The 17986-nt window shown below is 55.3% G+C and carries 15 protein-coding genes; 8 read left to right on the top strand and 7 right to left on the bottom strand.

What is annotated here, in order from left to right; all coding sequences use genetic code 11:
• Window positions 1-63: 63 nt before the first annotated feature.
• From lldD to OGV79_RS01490, 4 genes are all read right to left on the bottom strand, one after another.
• Entirely contained in the window at window positions 64-1254 is a 1191-nt protein-coding gene (gene lldD, locus OGV79_RS01505) for an FMN-dependent L-lactate dehydrogenase LldD (protein ID WP_110493655.1), read from the bottom strand.
• Window positions 1251-2027, bottom strand: coding sequence for a transcriptional regulator LldR (gene lldR, locus OGV79_RS01500; RefSeq protein ID WP_012135741.1), 777 nt, complete (start codon window positions 2025-2027; stop codon window positions 1251-1253). The genes lldD and lldR overlap by 4 nt, the downstream gene beginning before the upstream one ends.
• A complete protein-coding gene (gene lldP, locus OGV79_RS01495; RefSeq protein ID WP_286466780.1) occupies window positions 2024-3679 on the bottom strand; it encodes an L-lactate permease in 1656 nt (551 codons plus the stop codon). The genes lldR and lldP overlap by 4 nt, the downstream gene beginning before the upstream one ends.
• 270 nt (window positions 3680-3949) lie before the next feature.
• Window positions 3950-4312 carry a YibL family ribosome-associated protein gene (locus tag OGV79_RS01490; RefSeq protein ID WP_012135739.1) on the bottom strand — a complete coding sequence of 121 codons (363 nt, stop codon included), beginning with the start codon at window positions 4310-4312 and terminating at the stop codon, window positions 3950-3952.
• A 290-nt stretch (window positions 4313-4602) separates the two neighbouring features.
• Here OGV79_RS01490 and OGV79_RS01485 point away from each other — a divergent pair, with 290 nt between their 5' ends.
• Window positions 4603-4812 (top strand): hypothetical protein, encoded by a 210-nt coding sequence (locus OGV79_RS01485; protein ID WP_012135738.1) that lies wholly within the window; start codon window positions 4603-4605, stop codon window positions 4810-4812.
• 12 nt (window positions 4813-4824) lie between these two features.
• On the opposite strand, the gene mtlR is transcribed toward OGV79_RS01485, so the two are convergent.
• The 3 genes from mtlR to mtlA all read right to left on the bottom strand — a co-directional run bounded on the left by mtlR (window position 4825) and on the right by mtlA (window position 8701).
• Window positions 4825-5415 carry a mannitol operon repressor MtlR gene (gene mtlR, locus OGV79_RS01480; RefSeq protein ID WP_012135737.1) on the bottom strand — a complete coding sequence of 197 codons (591 nt, stop codon included), beginning with the start codon at window positions 5413-5415 and terminating at the stop codon, window positions 4825-4827.
• A complete protein-coding gene (gene mtlD / locus OGV79_RS01475) occupies window positions 5412-6560 on the bottom strand; it encodes a mannitol-1-phosphate 5-dehydrogenase (RefSeq protein ID WP_286466779.1) in 1149 nt (382 codons plus the stop codon). Before mtlD ends, mtlR begins: the two co-directional genes overlap by 4 nt.
• A 227-nt stretch (window positions 6561-6787) precedes the next feature.
• Complete coding sequence (gene mtlA, locus OGV79_RS01470) at window positions 6788-8701, bottom strand: PTS mannitol transporter subunit IICBA (RefSeq protein WP_012135735.1); 1914 nt, start codon at window positions 8699-8701, stop codon at window positions 6788-6790.
• Between the two features lie 531 nt (window positions 8702-9232).
• Here mtlA and OGV79_RS01465 point away from each other — a divergent pair.
• From OGV79_RS01465 to aldB, 7 genes are all read left to right on the top strand, one after another.
• The gene (locus tag OGV79_RS01465) at window positions 9233-9616 is read left to right on the top strand and encodes a DUF3302 domain-containing protein (protein WP_071259218.1); all 384 of its coding nucleotides are present in this window, start codon (window positions 9233-9235) and stop codon (window positions 9614-9616) included.
• Between the two features lie 2 nt (window positions 9617-9618).
• Window positions 9619-10755 carry an HlyD family secretion protein gene (locus tag OGV79_RS01460; RefSeq protein ID WP_012135732.1) on the top strand — a complete coding sequence of 379 codons (1137 nt, stop codon included), beginning with the start codon at window positions 9619-9621 and terminating at the stop codon, window positions 10753-10755.
• A gap of 174 nt (window positions 10756-10929) precedes the next feature.
• Window positions 10930-11538: a glutathione S-transferase gene (locus OGV79_RS01455; protein ID WP_047460300.1), complete on the top strand. Its 609-nt coding sequence runs from the start codon at window positions 10930-10932 to the stop codon at window positions 11536-11538.
• A gap of 99 nt (window positions 11539-11637) precedes the next feature.
• On the top strand, window positions 11638-13029 hold the full coding sequence (gene selA / locus OGV79_RS01450; RefSeq protein ID WP_286466778.1) for an L-seryl-tRNA(Sec) selenium transferase: 1392 nt from the start codon (window positions 11638-11640) through the stop codon (window positions 13027-13029).
• Complete coding sequence (gene selB, locus OGV79_RS01445) at window positions 13026-14873, top strand: selenocysteine-specific translation elongation factor (RefSeq protein ID WP_286466768.1); 1848 nt, start codon at window positions 13026-13028, stop codon at window positions 14871-14873. The genes selA and selB overlap by 4 nt, the downstream gene beginning before the upstream one ends.
• A gap of 186 nt (window positions 14874-15059) precedes the next feature.
• A complete protein-coding gene (gene yiaY, locus OGV79_RS01440) occupies window positions 15060-16211 on the top strand; it encodes an L-threonine dehydrogenase (protein WP_024131056.1) in 1152 nt (383 codons plus the stop codon).
• A 215-nt stretch (window positions 16212-16426) separates the two neighbouring features.
• A complete protein-coding gene (gene aldB, locus OGV79_RS01435; RefSeq protein ID WP_047460312.1) occupies window positions 16427-17965 on the top strand; it encodes an aldehyde dehydrogenase AldB in 1539 nt (512 codons plus the stop codon).
• The last annotated feature ends 21 nt before the right edge of the window (window positions 17966-17986 follow it).

Genomic DNA, 17986 nt, shown 5'->3' with positions numbered 1-17986 from the left:
TAGCGCCATCAGGCTCCCCGATGCACATTACATTGCCGGATGGCGGCTGACGCCTTATCCAGCCTACGCCGCATCACCCTGCGATAGTGGCGCCAGCGCAGCCGGAACAGACTTACCGAGTTCCTGCACCAGTGAATCACGGCTGATCTCGCTGATTGATTTTGCGCCGGTCAGCGTCATGGCGACTTTCATCTCTTTTTCGATCAGATCCAGCAGGTTCGCCACGCCAGCCTGACCCGCCGTCGCCAGCGCGTACAGATACGCACGGCCAAGCAGTACGCTATCGGCCCCAAGCGCAATCATGCGTACCACGTCCAGACCATTACGAATTCCGCTGTCCGCCAGAATGGTGATATCGCCTTTCACCGCATCGGCAATGGCGGGCAGGGCGCGGGCTGAGGAGAGCACGCCGTCGAGCTGGCGGCCGCCGTGGTTAGAGACCACGATGCCGTCAGCGCCAAAGCGTACCGCGTCGCGGGCGTCTTCGGGATCGAGGATCCCTTTGATCACCATTGGGCCGTCCCAGAATTCACGGATCCACTCCAGGTCTTTCCAGGAAATCGACGGATCGAAGTTGTTCGCCAGCCAGCCGATGTAATCTTCCAGCCCGGTCGGTTTGCCAAGGTAGGCGGAGATATTGCCAAGATCGTGCGGACGACCGTTCAGGCCGACATCCCAGGCCCATTGTGGATGGGTCGCAGCCTGCCAGTAGCGGCGCAGGGCGGCATTCGGGCCGCTCATCCCGGAGTGGGCGTCACGGTAACGCGCGCCAGGCGTTGGCATATCGACGGTAAAGACCAGCGTGGAGCAGCCCGCCGCTTTGGCGCGCTCCAGCGCGTTACGCATAAAACCGCGATCGCGCAGGACGTACAGCTGGAACCACATCGGGCGTTTAATCGTCGGCGCGACTTCCTCGATGGGGCAGACAGAAACGGTGGAGAGGGTAAACGGAATCCCTTTCGCATCGGCGGCGGCGGCGGCCTGAACTTCACCGCGACGCGCATACATTCCGCACAGGCCAACCGGAGCCAGTGCAACCGGCATCGACAGCTTTTCGTTAAACAGGGTGGTTTCCAGGCTCAGGTCGGACATATTCTTCAGCACGCGCTGGCGGAGCGCCACCTCTGACAAGTCTTCCACGTTACGACGCAGGGTGTATTCCGCATAGGCGCCGCCGTCGATGTAGTGGAACAAGAAAGGGGGCAGAATGCGTTGGGCTGCGGCGCGATAATCGCTGGCTGCTGAAATGATCATGCTTTGTTCTCCCTGGAAATCTCATTATGGTCACCGGGCAGGCGGGTAATACGCGCCTGGCGGGCCTGGTCTTCATCAAATCGTTTAATGGTGGTGTGGACGAAACTGAGGTGCGCCATCATGGCTTTACGTGCGCCGTCGGCATCACCGGCCAGAATGGCGTCCATCACCGCCTGATGTTGTTCCGTCAGTTTTGAAAACACCGGCGGAACGAGATACATACGCTGGCGGCTCTGCTTCACGGATGATTGCAGGACATCAAAGAAGCCGCGCATGGTCTGCAACAGCACGACGTTGTGCGAGGCCTCCGCAATCGCGAGATGGAAGCGAACATCCGCCTGAGAGGCGAGGTCCGGGTCCTCACTGAGCGTGGCGTCAAAGCAGAGCTTAATTTTCTCTTTATCAGCGGGTGTGGCGCGCATTGCAGCGTGCCACGCGGTGCTGGCTTCAATGGCGTGGCGGGCTTCCAGAATGTCGAAGCTGTAGTCCGGGTCGTCCGCCATCAGCGTTTTCAACGGCTGAACGATATTCTGTTCGGACCAGGTTTCATGCTGCCAGCGAACGAACGTTCCGCCGCCCCGGCGGCTGATCAGCACGCCTTCACTGACCAGTTTCGCCAGCGCCTCGCGCAGAGAATTGCGCGACACACCCAGTTGTACGGCCAGCTGGCGCTCGGCGGGCAACTTCATGCCCGCCTCCAGCTGTTGTTCTTCAATCAGCGCCCGCACACGAGAAGCAACCTCGTCTGACAGGCGTTTTGGCATCACAATCACGGAATCATCCAGGTTAAGACATAGGCCTGAAGTGTGGTAATCACACCCACCATGCAGGTGAAAATCAGGCTGTGTTTAACGGTAAAGCGGAACAGGTCGGACTCTTTCCCTACCAGACCCACTGCCGCACAGGCAATGGCGATAGACTGCGGAGAGATCATCTTACCGGTTACGCCGCCGGTGGTATTCGCCGCCACCATCAGCACGTCAGAGACGCCGATTTGCTGGGCGGCCGTCGCCTGCAGGGCGGCAAACAGCGCGTTTGATGAGGTATCAGACCCTGTCAGGAATACGCCCAGCCAGCCAAGGAACGGCGAGAAGAAGGTAAAGGCGCTGCCCGTATGCGCCAGCGCTAACGCCAGCGTAGAGGAGAGCCCGGAGTAGTTAGAGATAAACGCGAATGCCAGCACCATCCCGATGGAGTAAATCGGCAGCGCTAACTCTTTCAGCGTGCTGCCGAATGTCTGGATTGCGGCAGATGGTTTCATTTTCAGCCAGACGACGGACAGCAGCGCAGCGAACAGAATGGCCGTACCGGTAGCGGAGAACCAGTCGAACTTATAGACCGCAGCGTAGGCGGTTGCCTCATGCACCACTGGCGGCATACGGGCAACCAGCTTATCGAGATGCGGAACCGGAATATTAATCACCCAGTCGTACAGCGCGCCGCCTGGGGCAAACATCGCTTTAAACGGCGGAACGCTCCAGAGGGTAACGGTCGCTGTCAGGAACAGGAACGGCGACCATGCGCGAACGACTTGACCAACCGTGTAATGGGTGCGGTCCAGCGTCTGATCGACCTGTGAAGCGCCCATATCGCCAAAGCGGAAAATACGTACCGGCTGCCAGCGTTTCAGGAACAGCGTCAGACAGACCAGCGAGACCAGCGACGAGATGATGTCCGGCAGTTCCGGGCCGATAAAGTTAGAGCTGAGGTACTGGGCGATAGCAAATGAACCACCCGCCACCATCACCGCAGGCCAGGTCTCTTTCACGCCGCGCCAGCCGTCCATAATCGCCATGATCCAGAACAGCACGATAATGGTCAGGAACGGCAACTGACGGCCGACCATCTGGCCGATCTCAAAGCTGTCCAGCCCGGTGACCTGACCGGCCACCAGAATCGGAATCCCCATCGCGCCAAACGCGACCGGCGCGGTGTTGACGATCAGGCACAAACCCGCCGCATACAGCGGATTAAAGCCCAGGCCGACTAGCAGAGCCGCAGTAATCGCCACTGGCGCGCCAAAGCCCGCTGCCCCTTCAAGGAATGCCCCGAAGGAAAAGCCGACGATCAGCATTTGCAGACGCTGGTCAGGGGTAATCGACAATATTGATGACCGGATGATGTCGAATTGCCCGGTTCTGACAGAGATTTTATAGACAAAGACGGCGGCGATAATGATCCAGGCAATCGGCCACAGACCATAGAAGAAGCCATACACCACAGCAGCCAGAGCGTTATCCACCGGCATTTTGTAAAACAGCAGCGCGACAGCCAGCGCGATTGCGACCGTCCAGGAGGCGGCGATGTAGCCTTTCATCTTGAGCTTAATCAGCGCGAAGAAAAAGAACAGGATCGGAAGCGATGCGATCAGGCTGGAAATCCAGATGTTACCGGCCGGATCGTAGTTTTGTTGCCAGAGATTCATTGCAGGTCTCCTGAGGGTCACACGCATAATGCAATGAGTCTTTTGCTCATCTCTTTGTCACATTATGTGTAAAAGTGGCCCTGCCAATATTGGGATGTAGGGGTAATGACAATGAATGGTTAATCAAATGTTGCTTATTGGCAACGCTAGTGTAGGTGAATTTTAATGAACTGTGAACCAGTGATCGGATTAAGGGATAATTGGTTGGGCCAATTGAGGGAGGGGAGGGAAAAGGCGAGCCGGGCAAGCGTGTGCGTACCCGGCAGAAGGTTAAAACTCGGTTTTTGCGAAACCGGTCATCTCTTTCAGACCCATTTCACGGCCTAATGCCGTCATTGGGTGGACGACAACCAGACCGCGCACGCTTTTCTTCAGCTTGCCCATATCGGCCTGTTCTTTTTTAGTAATCGCGCGGCGAAACGGCAGGTTCATCAGCTTTTGCGCTTCTTTACTCAGCTTCTGGCTGTGAACGTCACGCAGGCGCACGATCTCGGCTTCCAGCGTGGCTTTCTCTTTTTCCAGCTCGGCATATTTGTCAGCGGCATCGACAAGGGATAGCGAGGCCTGCTGGTGGCGGATGGCGTCCAGGCGATCGCTCAGACGTTTAATTTCGTTTTTTTCGACTTCTTTCATGGGATAGCTTCTGATGGAACCAGGATGAATTTTCTATAGTATGCGCGCAGAGCGGGATTATTCACAACTAATGGGATAAAAATAATCAAATAAGGCAAGTATTATAATGCTAATTGATTGTGTAACGTCTTGATTTAATACTTATTTAATAAACAAAACGTGATGTTAACGGTTTCTGCATGGCGGTTTGCGATTAAGCACGTTTTCCCCAATAGAAAACCCTGTCTGAGCCTAAACTAAAATTAGCGGCCGCGCATTCCCCGACGCGGAGAATACATGGAGATATCATCATGGTCAAAATAGGTGACAACGTTCCGCTTCTTATTGATAAGGCTGTAGATTTTATGGCTTCGAGTCAGGCATTTCGGGAGTATCTGAATAAAACGCCGCCGCGCGATATGGTTCCTGATGAGGTGCCGAAGGCAAATGCGCAGATGTACCTGCAACGTCTGGAATATTATCGCCAGCTCTATCAGCCGCAGCCGGAAGAAAAACAGTAAGTGGTTGACGGTCTATTTTTGAAAGGCTTTTTTTAAGCTGATTTTAGAAATCAGCTCGGTCAGGGAAAGCACCATCGTTGAGCGTACCGCTTGCTGGTAGCGCTGAATTTGCATGGCGTATAAACCCGGGTCAGAGGTCTCAAAATGCGGCGGCGGCGGTAACGCCGTCACGCAGTGCAGTTCGCCAAACGGCCCGAGAATTTCGTCGTCGGTGAACGCATATTCATTACCGTCGTGATTCAGTTCTTCACGCAGCGCCATCAGCAGTTCCGCATCTTCGTATTCAGGGCGACTGAGTACCCCCAGACCGTAGATCAGTTTCAGACGTACCGAGAGATCGCCCAGCGGTCCATCGCCGTCGAGCAACGGTTCCACTGCGTATTTCACCGCATAATCGTCTTTGCGAAACACCTGAAGTACCAGAATATTCACCGCCTCGGTGAGTAACTCTACGGCGGTGATGAGGAAACTTCGTACGGTTTTGCCAGCATTCAGACGCTCAAGCACGCGGTTTTCAAAGGCCTGGGTTTGTTCCATTATTGCCTGCATATCTGACAATCTGTCATTCGGGCGCAGGATGACCTGCGCCGTATTTTGCCTCATTTGGTCGCGTTGTATGCGTTAACCGCCTCCGCTACCACTTCGCTGTTTACATCCAGCCCGGAAATTTGCGCCAGCGCTTCCTGCGGCCCTTTCTTTGCGATCAGCGCAGCCAGTTCCTGGGCCTGCGGATCGTCTTCGCTGGTAAAGTGCATCGCGGCAGCGATGCCGTTGACCAGGTTAACGTGCGGCAGGCCGTATTCCAGCGTGCCCAGCAGCGGTTTGATCAGACGGTCGCCCGCACTCAGTTTACGCAGCGGCTGGCGGCCAACGCGCTCAACGTCATCTTTCAGATACGGGTTTTCAAAACGACCGAGGATTTTCTGAATGTATGCCGCATGTTTGTCGGCATCAAAACCGTAGCGTTTGATCAGCACCGCGCCGCTCTCTTCCATCGCCCCTTTTACCACAGCGCGGATTTTCTCATCGAGAATCGCGTCACGGATGGTCTGATGACCGGTTAATTTTCCGAGGTACGCGGTTATAGCATGCCCGGTGTTCAGCGTGAAGAGTTTACGTTCGACAAATGCCATCAGGTTATCGGTTAATTCCATACCTGGAATATCTGGCAGCGCGCCTTTGAACTGCGTTTTATCGACAATCCACTCGCTGAAGGTTTCCACGGTGACTTCCAGCGGGTCGTTCGTGGCGGAGGCGGAAGGCGGCACGATACGGTCGACGGCGGAATCGACAAAACCGACATGCTGTTCAACCCAGGCTTTGTCTTCATCCGCCAGGGCGTTCATCACATGACCTTTCAATTGCGTGGTGCCGCGCACCATGTTTTCGCAGGCAATGATGTTAAGCGGCGTTTCAATCCCCTGCGTTTTACGTTTAACCAGGCCTTTGGCGATGGCCGGAGCAATGCGTTCCAGTACCACCGGCCCAACGGCGGTGGTGACCAAATCGACCTGCGCAATCAGCTCAACCACGTCATCGCTGATGCTGCTCACGGCATTAACGCCGGAAACCGTATCAACCTGCTCATTTTCACCCACCACATGAACCTGATAGCTATGACGGGCATTCAGGGCGTCGAGCACGACCTGGTTTACATCCGCGAACGTCAGTTGTATCCCCGCGTCAGCCAGCAGTTTGCCGATAAATCCACGACCGATATTACCTGCGCCAAAATGTAATGCTTTCATAGTGTTAACCTTCATTAATGTTTTTACCCGAGAGGGCTGGGGTGAGGGACCGCATGGCTTCCCCCCTCACCCAAACCCTCTCCCTTGCGGGAGAGGAAACCGTACACCGCATGCCCGGTAGCAGCGCCACCGGACATGATGCCGGATGGCGGCGTAAACGCCTTATCCGGCCTACGGGAACTGCACATCGTAGGCCCGGTAAGCGCGAGCGCCACCGGGCAACGGACTTACTTACGACCGGCCAGCAGTTCCAGCACTTCATCCACGCTGGTGGTATGCGCCAGACGCTCGATCACGGACTCATCATCCAGCGCGTTAGTCAGGCTGGTGATGACCTGGATGTGCTCGTTGTTACGCGCCGCGATACCAATGACCAGGCGGGCGATATCGTCTTCTTCTTCACCGAAGCGTACGCCTTCCGGGTACTGGCAGAACACCACACCGGTTTTCAGCACGCGGTCTTTGGCTTCCACGGTGCCGTGCGGTACGGCGATAGACTCACCCAGATAAGTCGGGGTCAGTTTTTCACGTTCCAGCATGGCGTCGATGTATTCTGGCTCAACATAACCGCCTTTCACCAGTTGCTCGCCCGCAAAGCGAATGGCTTCTTCTTTAGTGGCGGCTTTACGACCCAGGAAGATGTTTTCTGCGCCCAGCTTGAACAGGTTGTTATCCCCTTCATCAAAGCTGTCTTTCAGATGATCGCGTACTTTCTCTTCGTTGGTGTTGTGGCGCTGCGCGGCAACCAGACGTTCGGTCAGGCTGGTGTACAGTCCGCTATCCAGGAAGTTGGTCAGCGAAATGTGCTGCGCTTGCGGAACCTGGCGCATGGCGCGCTCGGTCAGGTCACGGTGAGTGATGACCAGGTCGACATCCGGCGGCAGGTTGTTGATCGCGCTGTTGGTGACGGAAATCTGGCTCAGACCCGCATCCTGAACTTTTTTGCGCAGTACGCCCGCACCCATTGCGCTGGAACCCATACCGGCATCACAGGCAACGATGATTTTACGTACATGGCTCAGGTCGTTGGTCACATCGCCAGCGGACAGCGCGGATGCGCCTTTAGATTCCGCTTTCATGTCCTGCACGCGACGGGTTGCCGCGTCGATATCATCATCTTCTTTCACTTTGCTGGTTTTCAGCAGAATGGAGGCAATGATGAAGGAGACCGCCATAGCAGCGATAATCGCCGTGATGTTAGCGAAGTAGGCGCCTTTTGGCGTCATCGCCAGTACCGCCAGGATAGAACCCGGAGACGCCGGAGAAACCAGACCGCCGTTCAGGATGGTCAGCGTAAACACGCCAGTCATACCGCCGAGGATAACGGCCAGGATCAGACGCGGGTTCATCAGCACGTACGGGAAGTAAATTTCGTGGATACCGCCCAGGAAGTGGATGATTGCCGCACCGCCAGCAGACTGTTTTGCGCTGCCGCGACCGAAGAACATGTACGCCATCAGGATGCCCATACCCGGGCCTGGGTTAGCTTCGATCAGGAAGAAGATGGATTTACCCAGCTCATGGGACTGCTGAATACCCAGCGGCGAGAAGATACCGTGGTTGATCGCGTTGTTAAGGAACAGGATTTTCGCCGGTTCAACGAAGATAGACGCCAGCGGCAGCATGTCATGGACAACCATGAAGTTAACGCCGGCTGCCAGCAGTTTGGACAGGACTTCAACCGCCGGGCCAATGCCGAGAAACGCCAGAATCGCGAGGATCATCCCGATGATGCCAGCGGAGAAGTTATTCACCAGCATTTCGAAACCGGATTTGATCTTACCGTCTACCCAGCTATCGAATTTCTTGATGCAGTAGCCGCCCAGCGGGCCTGCGATCATTGAGCCGAGGAACATCGGCATGTCCGCACCGACGATAACGCCCATCGTGGTGATAGCACCGACCACGCCGCCGCGCTCGCCGCCTACCAGCTTACCACCGGTATAACCGATCAGCAGCGGCAGGAGGTAGGTGATCATCGGACCAACGAGCTTTGCCAGCGTTTCGTTAGGCAACCACCCTGTTGGAATAAATAATGCGGTGATAATACCCCACGCGATAAACGCGCCGATATTTGGCATCACCATATTGCTGAGGAAACGACCAAAGCTTTGCACTTTGATCTTAATATCGGATGACATAAAAACACCCCTTCTTATGTTTGCTGTCGCGCAGGCTCGAAGCCCGAGGTTTGTTAATGTAGCGGCAGAGGTAGCCGGACCCTGTAGATAGTGCGAAATCTGGCACTGAATCGTTCAACTGTCCAGTTGCTGGCTTGTTGTGTGATTTAGATCACATGAATATAGGGTGGATGGTAGTTATTGATGTGATATTGATCACAAAACAGCTGTGTAAAAAAACAACAAACCCGGAATCACTGGTAGAAATAGCATTTAAATGTGAACTGTTTCACATTTTTGATTTGAGGGTTTGTTAGGTTTTTGTGATCTGAATCACAAGATATTTTCATCCGAAACCTGTGTGGTGTGATCTTAAGCAGATTCCGCCTCATGCTTCATTCTGATGTGTAATTGAGCAACCTCTCGCCGTGCAAAATTATCTTTTGGTTTGATGGCGAAAATGGCGGACTCGAATTATGTTCAAAATATCGGTGGAATCGTAATACGCCGCCTGTCATTTAACACTCTTATTAGCGTGAAGCCGGAGCAGGTATGTTTCTAAATTATTTCGCGTTAGGAGTATTGATCTTTGTTTTTTTGGTGATTTTTTATGGAATCATCATGATTCATGACATCCCTTATCTGATCGCTAAAAAACGAAACCACCCCCATGCTGATGCTATTCATACTGCTGGTTGGGTCAGTCTGTTTACGCTGCATGTTATTTGGCCGTTTCTGTGGATTTGGGCCACGCTTTATCAGCCCGAACGGGGCTGGGGCATGCAAGCGCATGTTTCACCGCAGGAAAAGGAACCTGAGCCGGGGCCAGAACCGGAGCCTGACCCGGAACTTATCGCCTTGTCGAAACGTGTGGAAGCGCTGGAGCGAAAGCTGGCTGAGGTACAGTCCCCTGATATTCCCCCGTCGGAGAGCTAATCATGGATCTGTTGATTGTTTTGACCTACGTAGCATTAGCCTGGGCGGTATTTAAAATATTCAGGATTCCGGTGAATCAATGGACACTTTCCACGGCGGCATTAGGCGGGGTATTTTTAGTTAGCGGACTTATATTATTAATGAACTATAACCACCCCTATACTTTTACGGCGCAGAAAGCGGTTATTTCTATTCCCATTACGCCGCAGGTAACAGGTATTGTGAGTGAGGTAACGGATAAAAATAATCAGCTGATTAAAAAAGGCGATGTTTTATTCAAAATCGATCCTGTGCGGTATCAGGCGCGGGTCGACAGGTTACAGGCTGACCTGGTCACGGCCACGCATAATATACATACCCTGAAGGCGCAATTAGCGGAGGCTCAGGCCAATACCACGCGGGTGTCCGCAGAACGCGACCGCCTCTATAAGGATTATCAGCGCTATCTGAAAGGCAGTCAGGCGAGGGTGAATCCGTTTTCTGAAAGCGATATCGATAACGCGCGGCAAAACTATTTAGCGCAGGATGCGATGGTAAAAGGTTCTGTTGCTGAGCAAACGCAGATCCAGAGCCAACTGGACAGCATGGTCGATGGCGAGCAGTCGCAAATCGTCAGCCTGCGGGCGCAGCTGGCCGAGGCGAAATACAATCTTGAACAGACGGTTATTCGCGCGCCGAGCAATGGCTATGTGACCCAGGTGCTTATCCGGCCCGGTAGCTATGCCGCCGCGCTGCCGCTGCGCCCGGTAATGGTTTTTATTCCCGAACAAAAACGGCAAATTGTCGCCCAGTTCCGGCAGAACTCATTATTACGTCTTGAGGCGGGAGATGAGGCAGAAGTGGTGTTCAATGCGCTGCCCGGCCAGGTATTCCAGGGCAAATTGTTGAGTATTTTACCGGTTGTGCCCGGCGGTTCTTACCAGGCGCAGGGAACATTACAGTCCTTAAGCGTAACGCCGGGGATGGACGGCGTGCTTGCGTTGATTGAGCTGGAGCCGAATAGTGATGTGGATGCCCTGCCTGACGGCATTTACGCCCAGGTTGCGGTTTACTCCGATCACTTCGCCCATGTCTCCGTGATGCGTAAGGTGCTACTGCGCATGACCAGCTGGATGCACTATCTTTATTTGGATCATTAAGCGGGTCGCCACCTGCTTTTTAGTAAAAATGCCTGATGGCGCTATGCTTATCAGACCGACAGGAACAATGCCTGCAATGTGTAGACCGGATAAGGCGCTTGCGCCGCCATCCGGTAAAACTAAGGCAAGATTTATTGATACCACTTTATTTTTTGTTGGCAAAAAGGACACGGCATGAAACTCATCGGCAGCTATACCAGCCCTTTTGTGCGAAAGATTTCGGTTTTATTGCTGGAAAAGGGCATCACTTTCGAATTTGTGAATGAACTTCCCTACAACGCGGAAAACGGCGTGGCGCAGTACAACCCGCTTGGCAAAGTCCCCGCGCTGGTGACGGATAAGGGAGAGTGCTGGTTCGATTCCCCGATAATCGCCGAATATATTGAGTTACTGGATATTGCTCCGGTGATGATTCCGCGTGAACCGCTGGCCTCACTGAAAGTACGGCAGATTGAAGCGCTGGCGGACGGCATTATGGATGCCGGTCTGGTTTCCGTGCGTGAACAGGCGCGCCCGGCGGCGCAGCAGTCTGAAACGGAACTGTTGCGCCAGCGCGAGAAAATCAACCGTAGTCTGGACGCGCTGGAAGGTTATCTGGTGGACGGGACGATTAAGACCGATACCGTGAATCTGGCAACCATCGCCATTGCCTGCGCCGTGGGCTACCTCAATTTCCGCCGCGTGGCGCCGGGCTGGTGTGTGGACAGACCGCACTTAGTCAAACTGGTGGAAACGCTCTTTCAACGCGAAAGCTTTGCCCGCACGGAACCGCCAAAGGCTTGATGCGCATTATGTCCGCCTGAGCAAACTCACGGTACAATCCCCCTCATGTCGATATCCCTCTCCGCACCGGAGGGGGCCACCAACAGCCAGGCCTTTTTCATGACAACCGAAACGCGTTCACTCTACAGCCAGCTTCCTGCTATCGATCGCTTACTGCGTGACAGCACTTTTCTCTCTTTACGTGACACCCACGGGCATACCAGGGTGGTGGATCTGCTTCGCCAGATGTTGGATGAAGCAAGGGAAGCGATTCGCGATACGCAGGCGCTGCCCGCGTGGTGCGAGAACTGGGCGCAAGAGGTGAATATCCGGCTGGCGAAAGAGGCGCAAAGCGCGCTGCGTCCGGTGATTAACCTGACGGGAACGGTGCTGCACACCAATCTGGGGCGAGCGCAGCAGGCGGAAGAGGCGATTGACGCAGTGGCGCAGGCAATGCGCGCTCCGGTCACACTGGAATATGATCTGGATGGCGCCGGGCGCGGGCACCGCGATCGGGCGCTGGCGGATCTGTTGTGTCGCATTACCGGGGCGGAAGACGCCTGTATTGTGAACAACAACGCGGCGGCCGTGTTGCTGATGCTGGCGGCGACGGCGAACGGTAAAGAGGTGGTGGTATCGCGTGGCGAACTGGTGGAGATTGGCGGCGCGTTTCGTATTCCTGATGTGATGCGTCAGGCGGGTTGTACGCTGCATGAGGTGGGCACCACCAACCGGACTCACGCGAAAGATTATCGTCAGGCGGTGAATGAAAACACCGGCCTGTTGATGAAAGTGCATACCAGTAATTACAGTATTGAAGGCTTCACCAAAGCGGTGGATGAGGCAGAGCTGGCCGCTATTGGGCTGGAGCTGGATATCCCGGTGGTGGCGGATCTGGGCAGCGGTTCGCTGGTGGATCTCAGTCAGTACGGCTTGCCGAAAGAACCGATGCCGCAGCAGCTGATTGCCGCAGGCGTCAGCCTGGTCAGCTTCTCTGGCGACAAGCTGCTGGGCGGGCCGCAGGCCGGGATCATTGTCGGCAAGAAAGAGATGATTGCGCAACTGCAAAGCCACCCGCTGAAGCGGGCCCTGCGTGCCGACAAAATGACGCTGGCGGCGCTGGAGGCAACCCTGCGACTTTATCTGCACCCGGAAGCGCTGGCGGAGAAACTGCCGACGCTGCGGCTGTTAACCCGCAGTGAAGCGGCGATTCAGGCGCAGGCGCAGCGGCTACAGGCGGCGCTTGCCGTACGCTTTAGCGCGGAGTTCGCGGTAAACGTGATGCCTTGCCTGTCGCAGATCGGCAGCGGTTCGCTGCCGGTTGATCGGCTGCCCAGCGCGGCACTGACCTTTACGCCGCATGACGGGCGCGGAAGCCGTCTTGAGGCGCTGGCGGCCCGCTGGCGCGCGCTGCCGGTCCCGATCATTGGCCGAATTTACGATGGTCGCCTGTGGCTGGATATCCGTTGCCTTGAAGACGAGACCCGGTTTATGGAGATGATGTTGAAATGATTATTGCAACAGCCGGACACGTTGACCACGGAAAAACAACGCTATTACAGGCGATTACCGGCGTGAATGCCGATCGCCTGCCGGAAGAAAAAAAACGCGGCATGACTATCGATCTGGGGTATGCCTACTGGCCGCAGCCGGATGGCCGCGTGCTGGGATTTATCGACGTTCCCGGTCATGAAAAGTTTCTCTCCAACATGCTGGCGGGCGTGGGCGGTATCGATCATGCGCTGTTGGTTGTCGCCTGTGATGACGGCGTGATGGCGCAGACCCGCGAGCATCTGCAAATTTTACAACTGACGGGCAATCCGCAGCTTACGGTTGCGCTGACCAAAGCCGACCGGGTGGACGACGCGCGAATAGAAGAGGTGCGGGAAGAGATTCTGGCGACGCTGGGCCATTACGGGTTTGCCGACGCGACGCTGTTTGTCACTGCCGCTAATGAAGGGCGCGGTATTGAGGCATTGCGCGAGTATTTACGGCAGTTGACGGGCCGCGCGCATCCCGGCCATCAGAGCTTCCGCCTGGCGATCGATCGCGCGTTTACGGTGAAAGGCGCAGGGCTGGTGGTGACCGGTACGGCGCTCAGCGGCGAAGTGAACGTTGGCGATACGCTGTGGCTGACCGGTGTGAATAAGCCAATGCGTGTGCGCAGCCTGCATGCGCAGAATCAGGCGACTGAACACGCTCATGCCGGACAGCGTATTGCGCTGAATATCGCGGGCGATGCGGAAAAAGAGCAGCTTAATCGTGGCGACTGGCTTCTCTCTGACGTACCGCCGGATGCCTTTTCACGCGTCATCGTTTCGTTAGAACATGCTGCGCCGCTCGTGCAATGGCAACCGCTGCATATTCACCACGCCGCCAGCCATGTCACCGGACGTATTTCCCTGCTGGAGGGCACGCTGGCGGAACTGGTGTTCGATACGCCGCTATGGCTTGCCGATAACGACCGGCTGGTATTACGCGATATTTCTGCCCGAACCACGCTTGCTGGCGCACGTGTGGTGACGCTCAACTCGCCGCGTCGCGGTAAACGTAAACCGGAATATCTGCAATGGCTGTCGGCGCTGGAAAACGCCAGGGATGACAGCGCCGCGCTGGCGACGCATCTCGAACGCGGCGCGGTGAATATTCCTGATTTCGTGTGGGCGCGGCAGCTCAACGGCGACGGTATGCGCCAGCTTATTGAACAGCATGGTTTTATTCAGGCGGGTTACAGCCTGTTGAACGCCCCTGTCGCCGCGCGCTGGCAGCGTAAGATTCTGGATACGCTCGCGATGTACCACGAACACCATCGCGATGAGCCCGGCCCGGGGCGCGAGCGTTTGCGGCGCATGGCGCTCCCGATGGAAGACGAAGCGCTGGTGCTGCTGCTCATCGACCGTATGCGTGAAAGCGGCGTGATTCACAGCCACCACGGCTGGTTGCATTTACCGGATCACAAAGCCGGTTTCAGCGACGAGCAGCAGGCCGTCTGGCAAAACATTGAGCCGCTGTTTGGCGACGACCCCTGGTGGGTGCGCGATCTGGCGAAAGAAAAGGGCGTGGACGAGCAGGTTATGCGGCAGGTGCTGCGACAGGCGGCACAGCAGGGCATGATTACCGCGATCGTGAAAGATCGTTATTACCGTAACGATCGGATTGTCGCTTTTGCGAACCTGATCCGCGAACTGGATCAGGAGAGAGGCTCGACCTGCGCCGCTGATTTTCGCGATCGGTTGAATGTTGGACGAAAACTCGCCATTCAAATTCTGGAGTATTTTGACCGGACAGGATTCACGCGCCGTCGCGGAAACGATCATTTATTACGCGATGCGTTATTATTTCCGGCAAAAGAATGATACGAATTATTAAAATAGAAAATGAATTAATACAATTATTTTCTTGAATTATATAAAGCACAGCAGGCGATGAACCTAATGTGCTTTTTTATATTTTATAATGGGAAAATAACAACAGCGATCATATTTTCACGACAGGTTCATCCGTATGCTGCCAGCCTTATTTCAGTAATTAAGGATGGTACAATGGCTGCTTCAACATTTTTTATTCCTTCCGTGAATGTAATCGGCGCTGGTGCATTAAAAGAAGCAATGAATACTATGGCGGAATATGGTTTTCGCCGTACATTAATTGTCACGGATAGCATGTTGACAACATTAGGCATGGCTGGAGATATTCAGAAAGCGTTGCAGGAACGCGATATTTTCAGCGTTATTTATGATGGCACGCAGCCGAACCCGACCACCGAAAACGTGGCTGCCGGGCTGAAACTCCTGAAAGAACACGGGTGCGATAGCGTAATTTCGCTGGGCGGCGGCTCCCCGCACGACTGCGCGAAAGGCATCGCGCTGGTGGCGGCGAACGGCGGCGACATCCGCGACTATGAAGGCGTGGATCGCTCCGCGAAACCTCAACTACCGATGATTGCCATCAACACGACGGCGGGAACGGCATCAGAAATGACCCGCTTCTGCATCATTACCGATGAAGCGCGCCATATTAAGATGGCGATTGTGGATAAACACGTTACGCCGCTGCTCTCCGTGAATGACTCTTCGTTGATGATGGGGATGCCAAAATCGCTGACCGCCGCGACCGGCATGGATGCGTTAACCCACGCCATTGAAGCCTATGTTTCTATTGCCGCAACGCCGATTACTGATGCATGTGCGCTGAAAGCCATCTCTATGATTGCGGAAAACCTGGCGATTGCCGTGGAAGAGGGCAGCAACGCGCAGGCGCGCGAAGCGATGGCCTATGCGCAATTCCTGGCTGGTATGGCGTTTAACAATGCTTCTCTGGGCTATGTCCACGCGATGGCGCACCAGCTCGGCGGCTTCTACAATCTGCCGCACGGCGTATGTAATGCGGTGCTGTTGCCGCACGTTCAGGTATTTAACAGCCAGGTCGCGGCAGGCCGTCTGCGTGACTGTGCGGCTGCGATGGGCGTTAATGTAACCGGGATGAGTGAAGCCGACGGCGCGAAAGCGTGCATTGACGCTATCCGTCAGCTGGCGCAGCAGGTCAACATTCCGGCGGGTCTGCGCGACCTGAATGTGAAAGAAGAAGATATTTCCGTGCTGGCGACCAATGCGCTGAAAGACGCCTGTGGCCTGACCAACCCTATTCAGGCGACCCACGACGAGATCATGGCGATTTACCACGCGGCGATGTAATTGAGTGATTGCCGGATATACGATACGCATCGTGTCATTCCGGCGTCATGCCCGATGGCGCTGTGCTTATCGGGCCTACACTGTGCGGTAAGGTGAAACGGCTTAAACATCCGCTTGTCTATATCGTGACCGCAGTCGTAAAGCAGTAAAAGGCTGGCGAAGATTTCGCCAGTCCCGTCTAACCTTTGTAGTACCCCTACAGTAAGGAGACGGTCATGACCAATAATCCCCCTTCAACGCGTATTCAGCCCGGCGAGTATGGTTTTCCTCTGAAATTAAAAGCCCGCTACGACAACTTTATCGGCGGAGACTGGGTCGCACCGGTAGACGGCGAGTATTACCAGAATCTGACGCCGGTGACCGGGCAACTGCTGTGTGAAGTCGCCTCTTCCGGCAAAAAAGATATCGATCTGGCGCTGGATGCCGCGCATAACGTGAAAGAACAGTGGGCGCATACGTCCGTGCAGGATCGCGCCGCGATTCTGTTTAAGATTGCCGATCGCATGGAGCAAAACCTGGAACTGCTGGCAACGGCGGAAACCTGGGATAACGGCAAACCCATCCGTGAAACCAGCGCCGCCGACGTGCCGCTGGCGATCGACCATTTCCGCTATTTTGCGTCCTGTATCCGCGCACAAGAGGGCGGTATCAGCGAAGTTGACAGCGAAACGGTGGCCTATCACTTCCATGAACCTCTGGGCGTGGTGGGGCAGATCATCCCGTGGAACTTCCCGCTGCTGATGGCGAGCTGGAAAATGGCCCCGGCGCTGGCGGCGGGGAACTGCGTGGTGCTCAAACCTGCGCGTCTGACGCCGCTTTCGGTTCTGTTGCTGATGGAAATCGTTGGCGACCTGCTCCCGCCGGGCGTGGTCAACGTCGTGAACGGCGCGGGCGGAGAGATCGGCGAATATCTGGCGACGTCGAAGCGGATCGCGAAGGTGGCGTTTACCGGTTCGACGGAAGTCGGGCAACAGATCATGCAGTACGCGACACAAAACATTATCCCGGTAACGCTGGAGCTGGGCGGTAAGTCCCCCAATATTTTCTTCGCCGATGTGATGGATGAAGAGGATGCGTTTTTCGACAAGGCGCTGGAGGGCTTTGCGCTGTTTGCCTTTAACCAGGGCGAAGTTTGTACCTGCCCGAGCCGCGCGCTGGTACAGGAGTCTATTTATGAGCGCTTTATGGAGCGGGCCATTCGTCGCGTCGAAAGCATTCGCAGCGGTAACCCACTCGACAGCGTTACGCAGATGGGCGCACAGGTCTCCCAGGGTCAACTGGAAACCATCCTCAACTACATTGATATCGGTAAGAAAGAAGGCGCGGATGTGTTAACCGGCGGGCGGCGCAAGCAGCTGGAAGGAGAGCTGAAAGAGGGCTATTACCTCGAACCGACCATCCTGTTTGGTAAGAACAATATGCGCGTCTTCCAGGAGGAGATTTTTGGCCCGGTGCTGGCGGTGACGACCTTCAGGACGATGGAGGAAGCGCTGGAACTGGCTAATGACACCCAGTACGGGCTTGGCGCCGGAGTCTGGAGTCGTAACGGCAACCTGGCGTACAAAATGGGGCGCGGTATTCAGGCGGGACGCGTATGGACCAACTGCTATCATGCTTACCCGGCGCATGCTGCGTTCGGCGGCTATAAGCAGTCGGGGATTGGCCGCGAAACCCACAAAATGATGCTGGAGCATTATCAGCAAACCAAATGTCTGCTGGTGAGCTATTCCGATAAACCGCTGGGGCTGTTTTAAGCGCCGTATAACCACGTTGCC

Origin of the sequence: Citrobacter sp. CK185, assembly GCF_030333565.1 — a bacterium.
In the GTDB taxonomy this organism is placed as follows: Bacteria; Pseudomonadota; Gammaproteobacteria; order Enterobacterales; family Enterobacteriaceae; genus Citrobacter_B; species Citrobacter_B koseri.
Note: the sequence above shows the minus strand (reverse complement) of the source record. Positions and strands in the feature narration are given on the sequence as shown.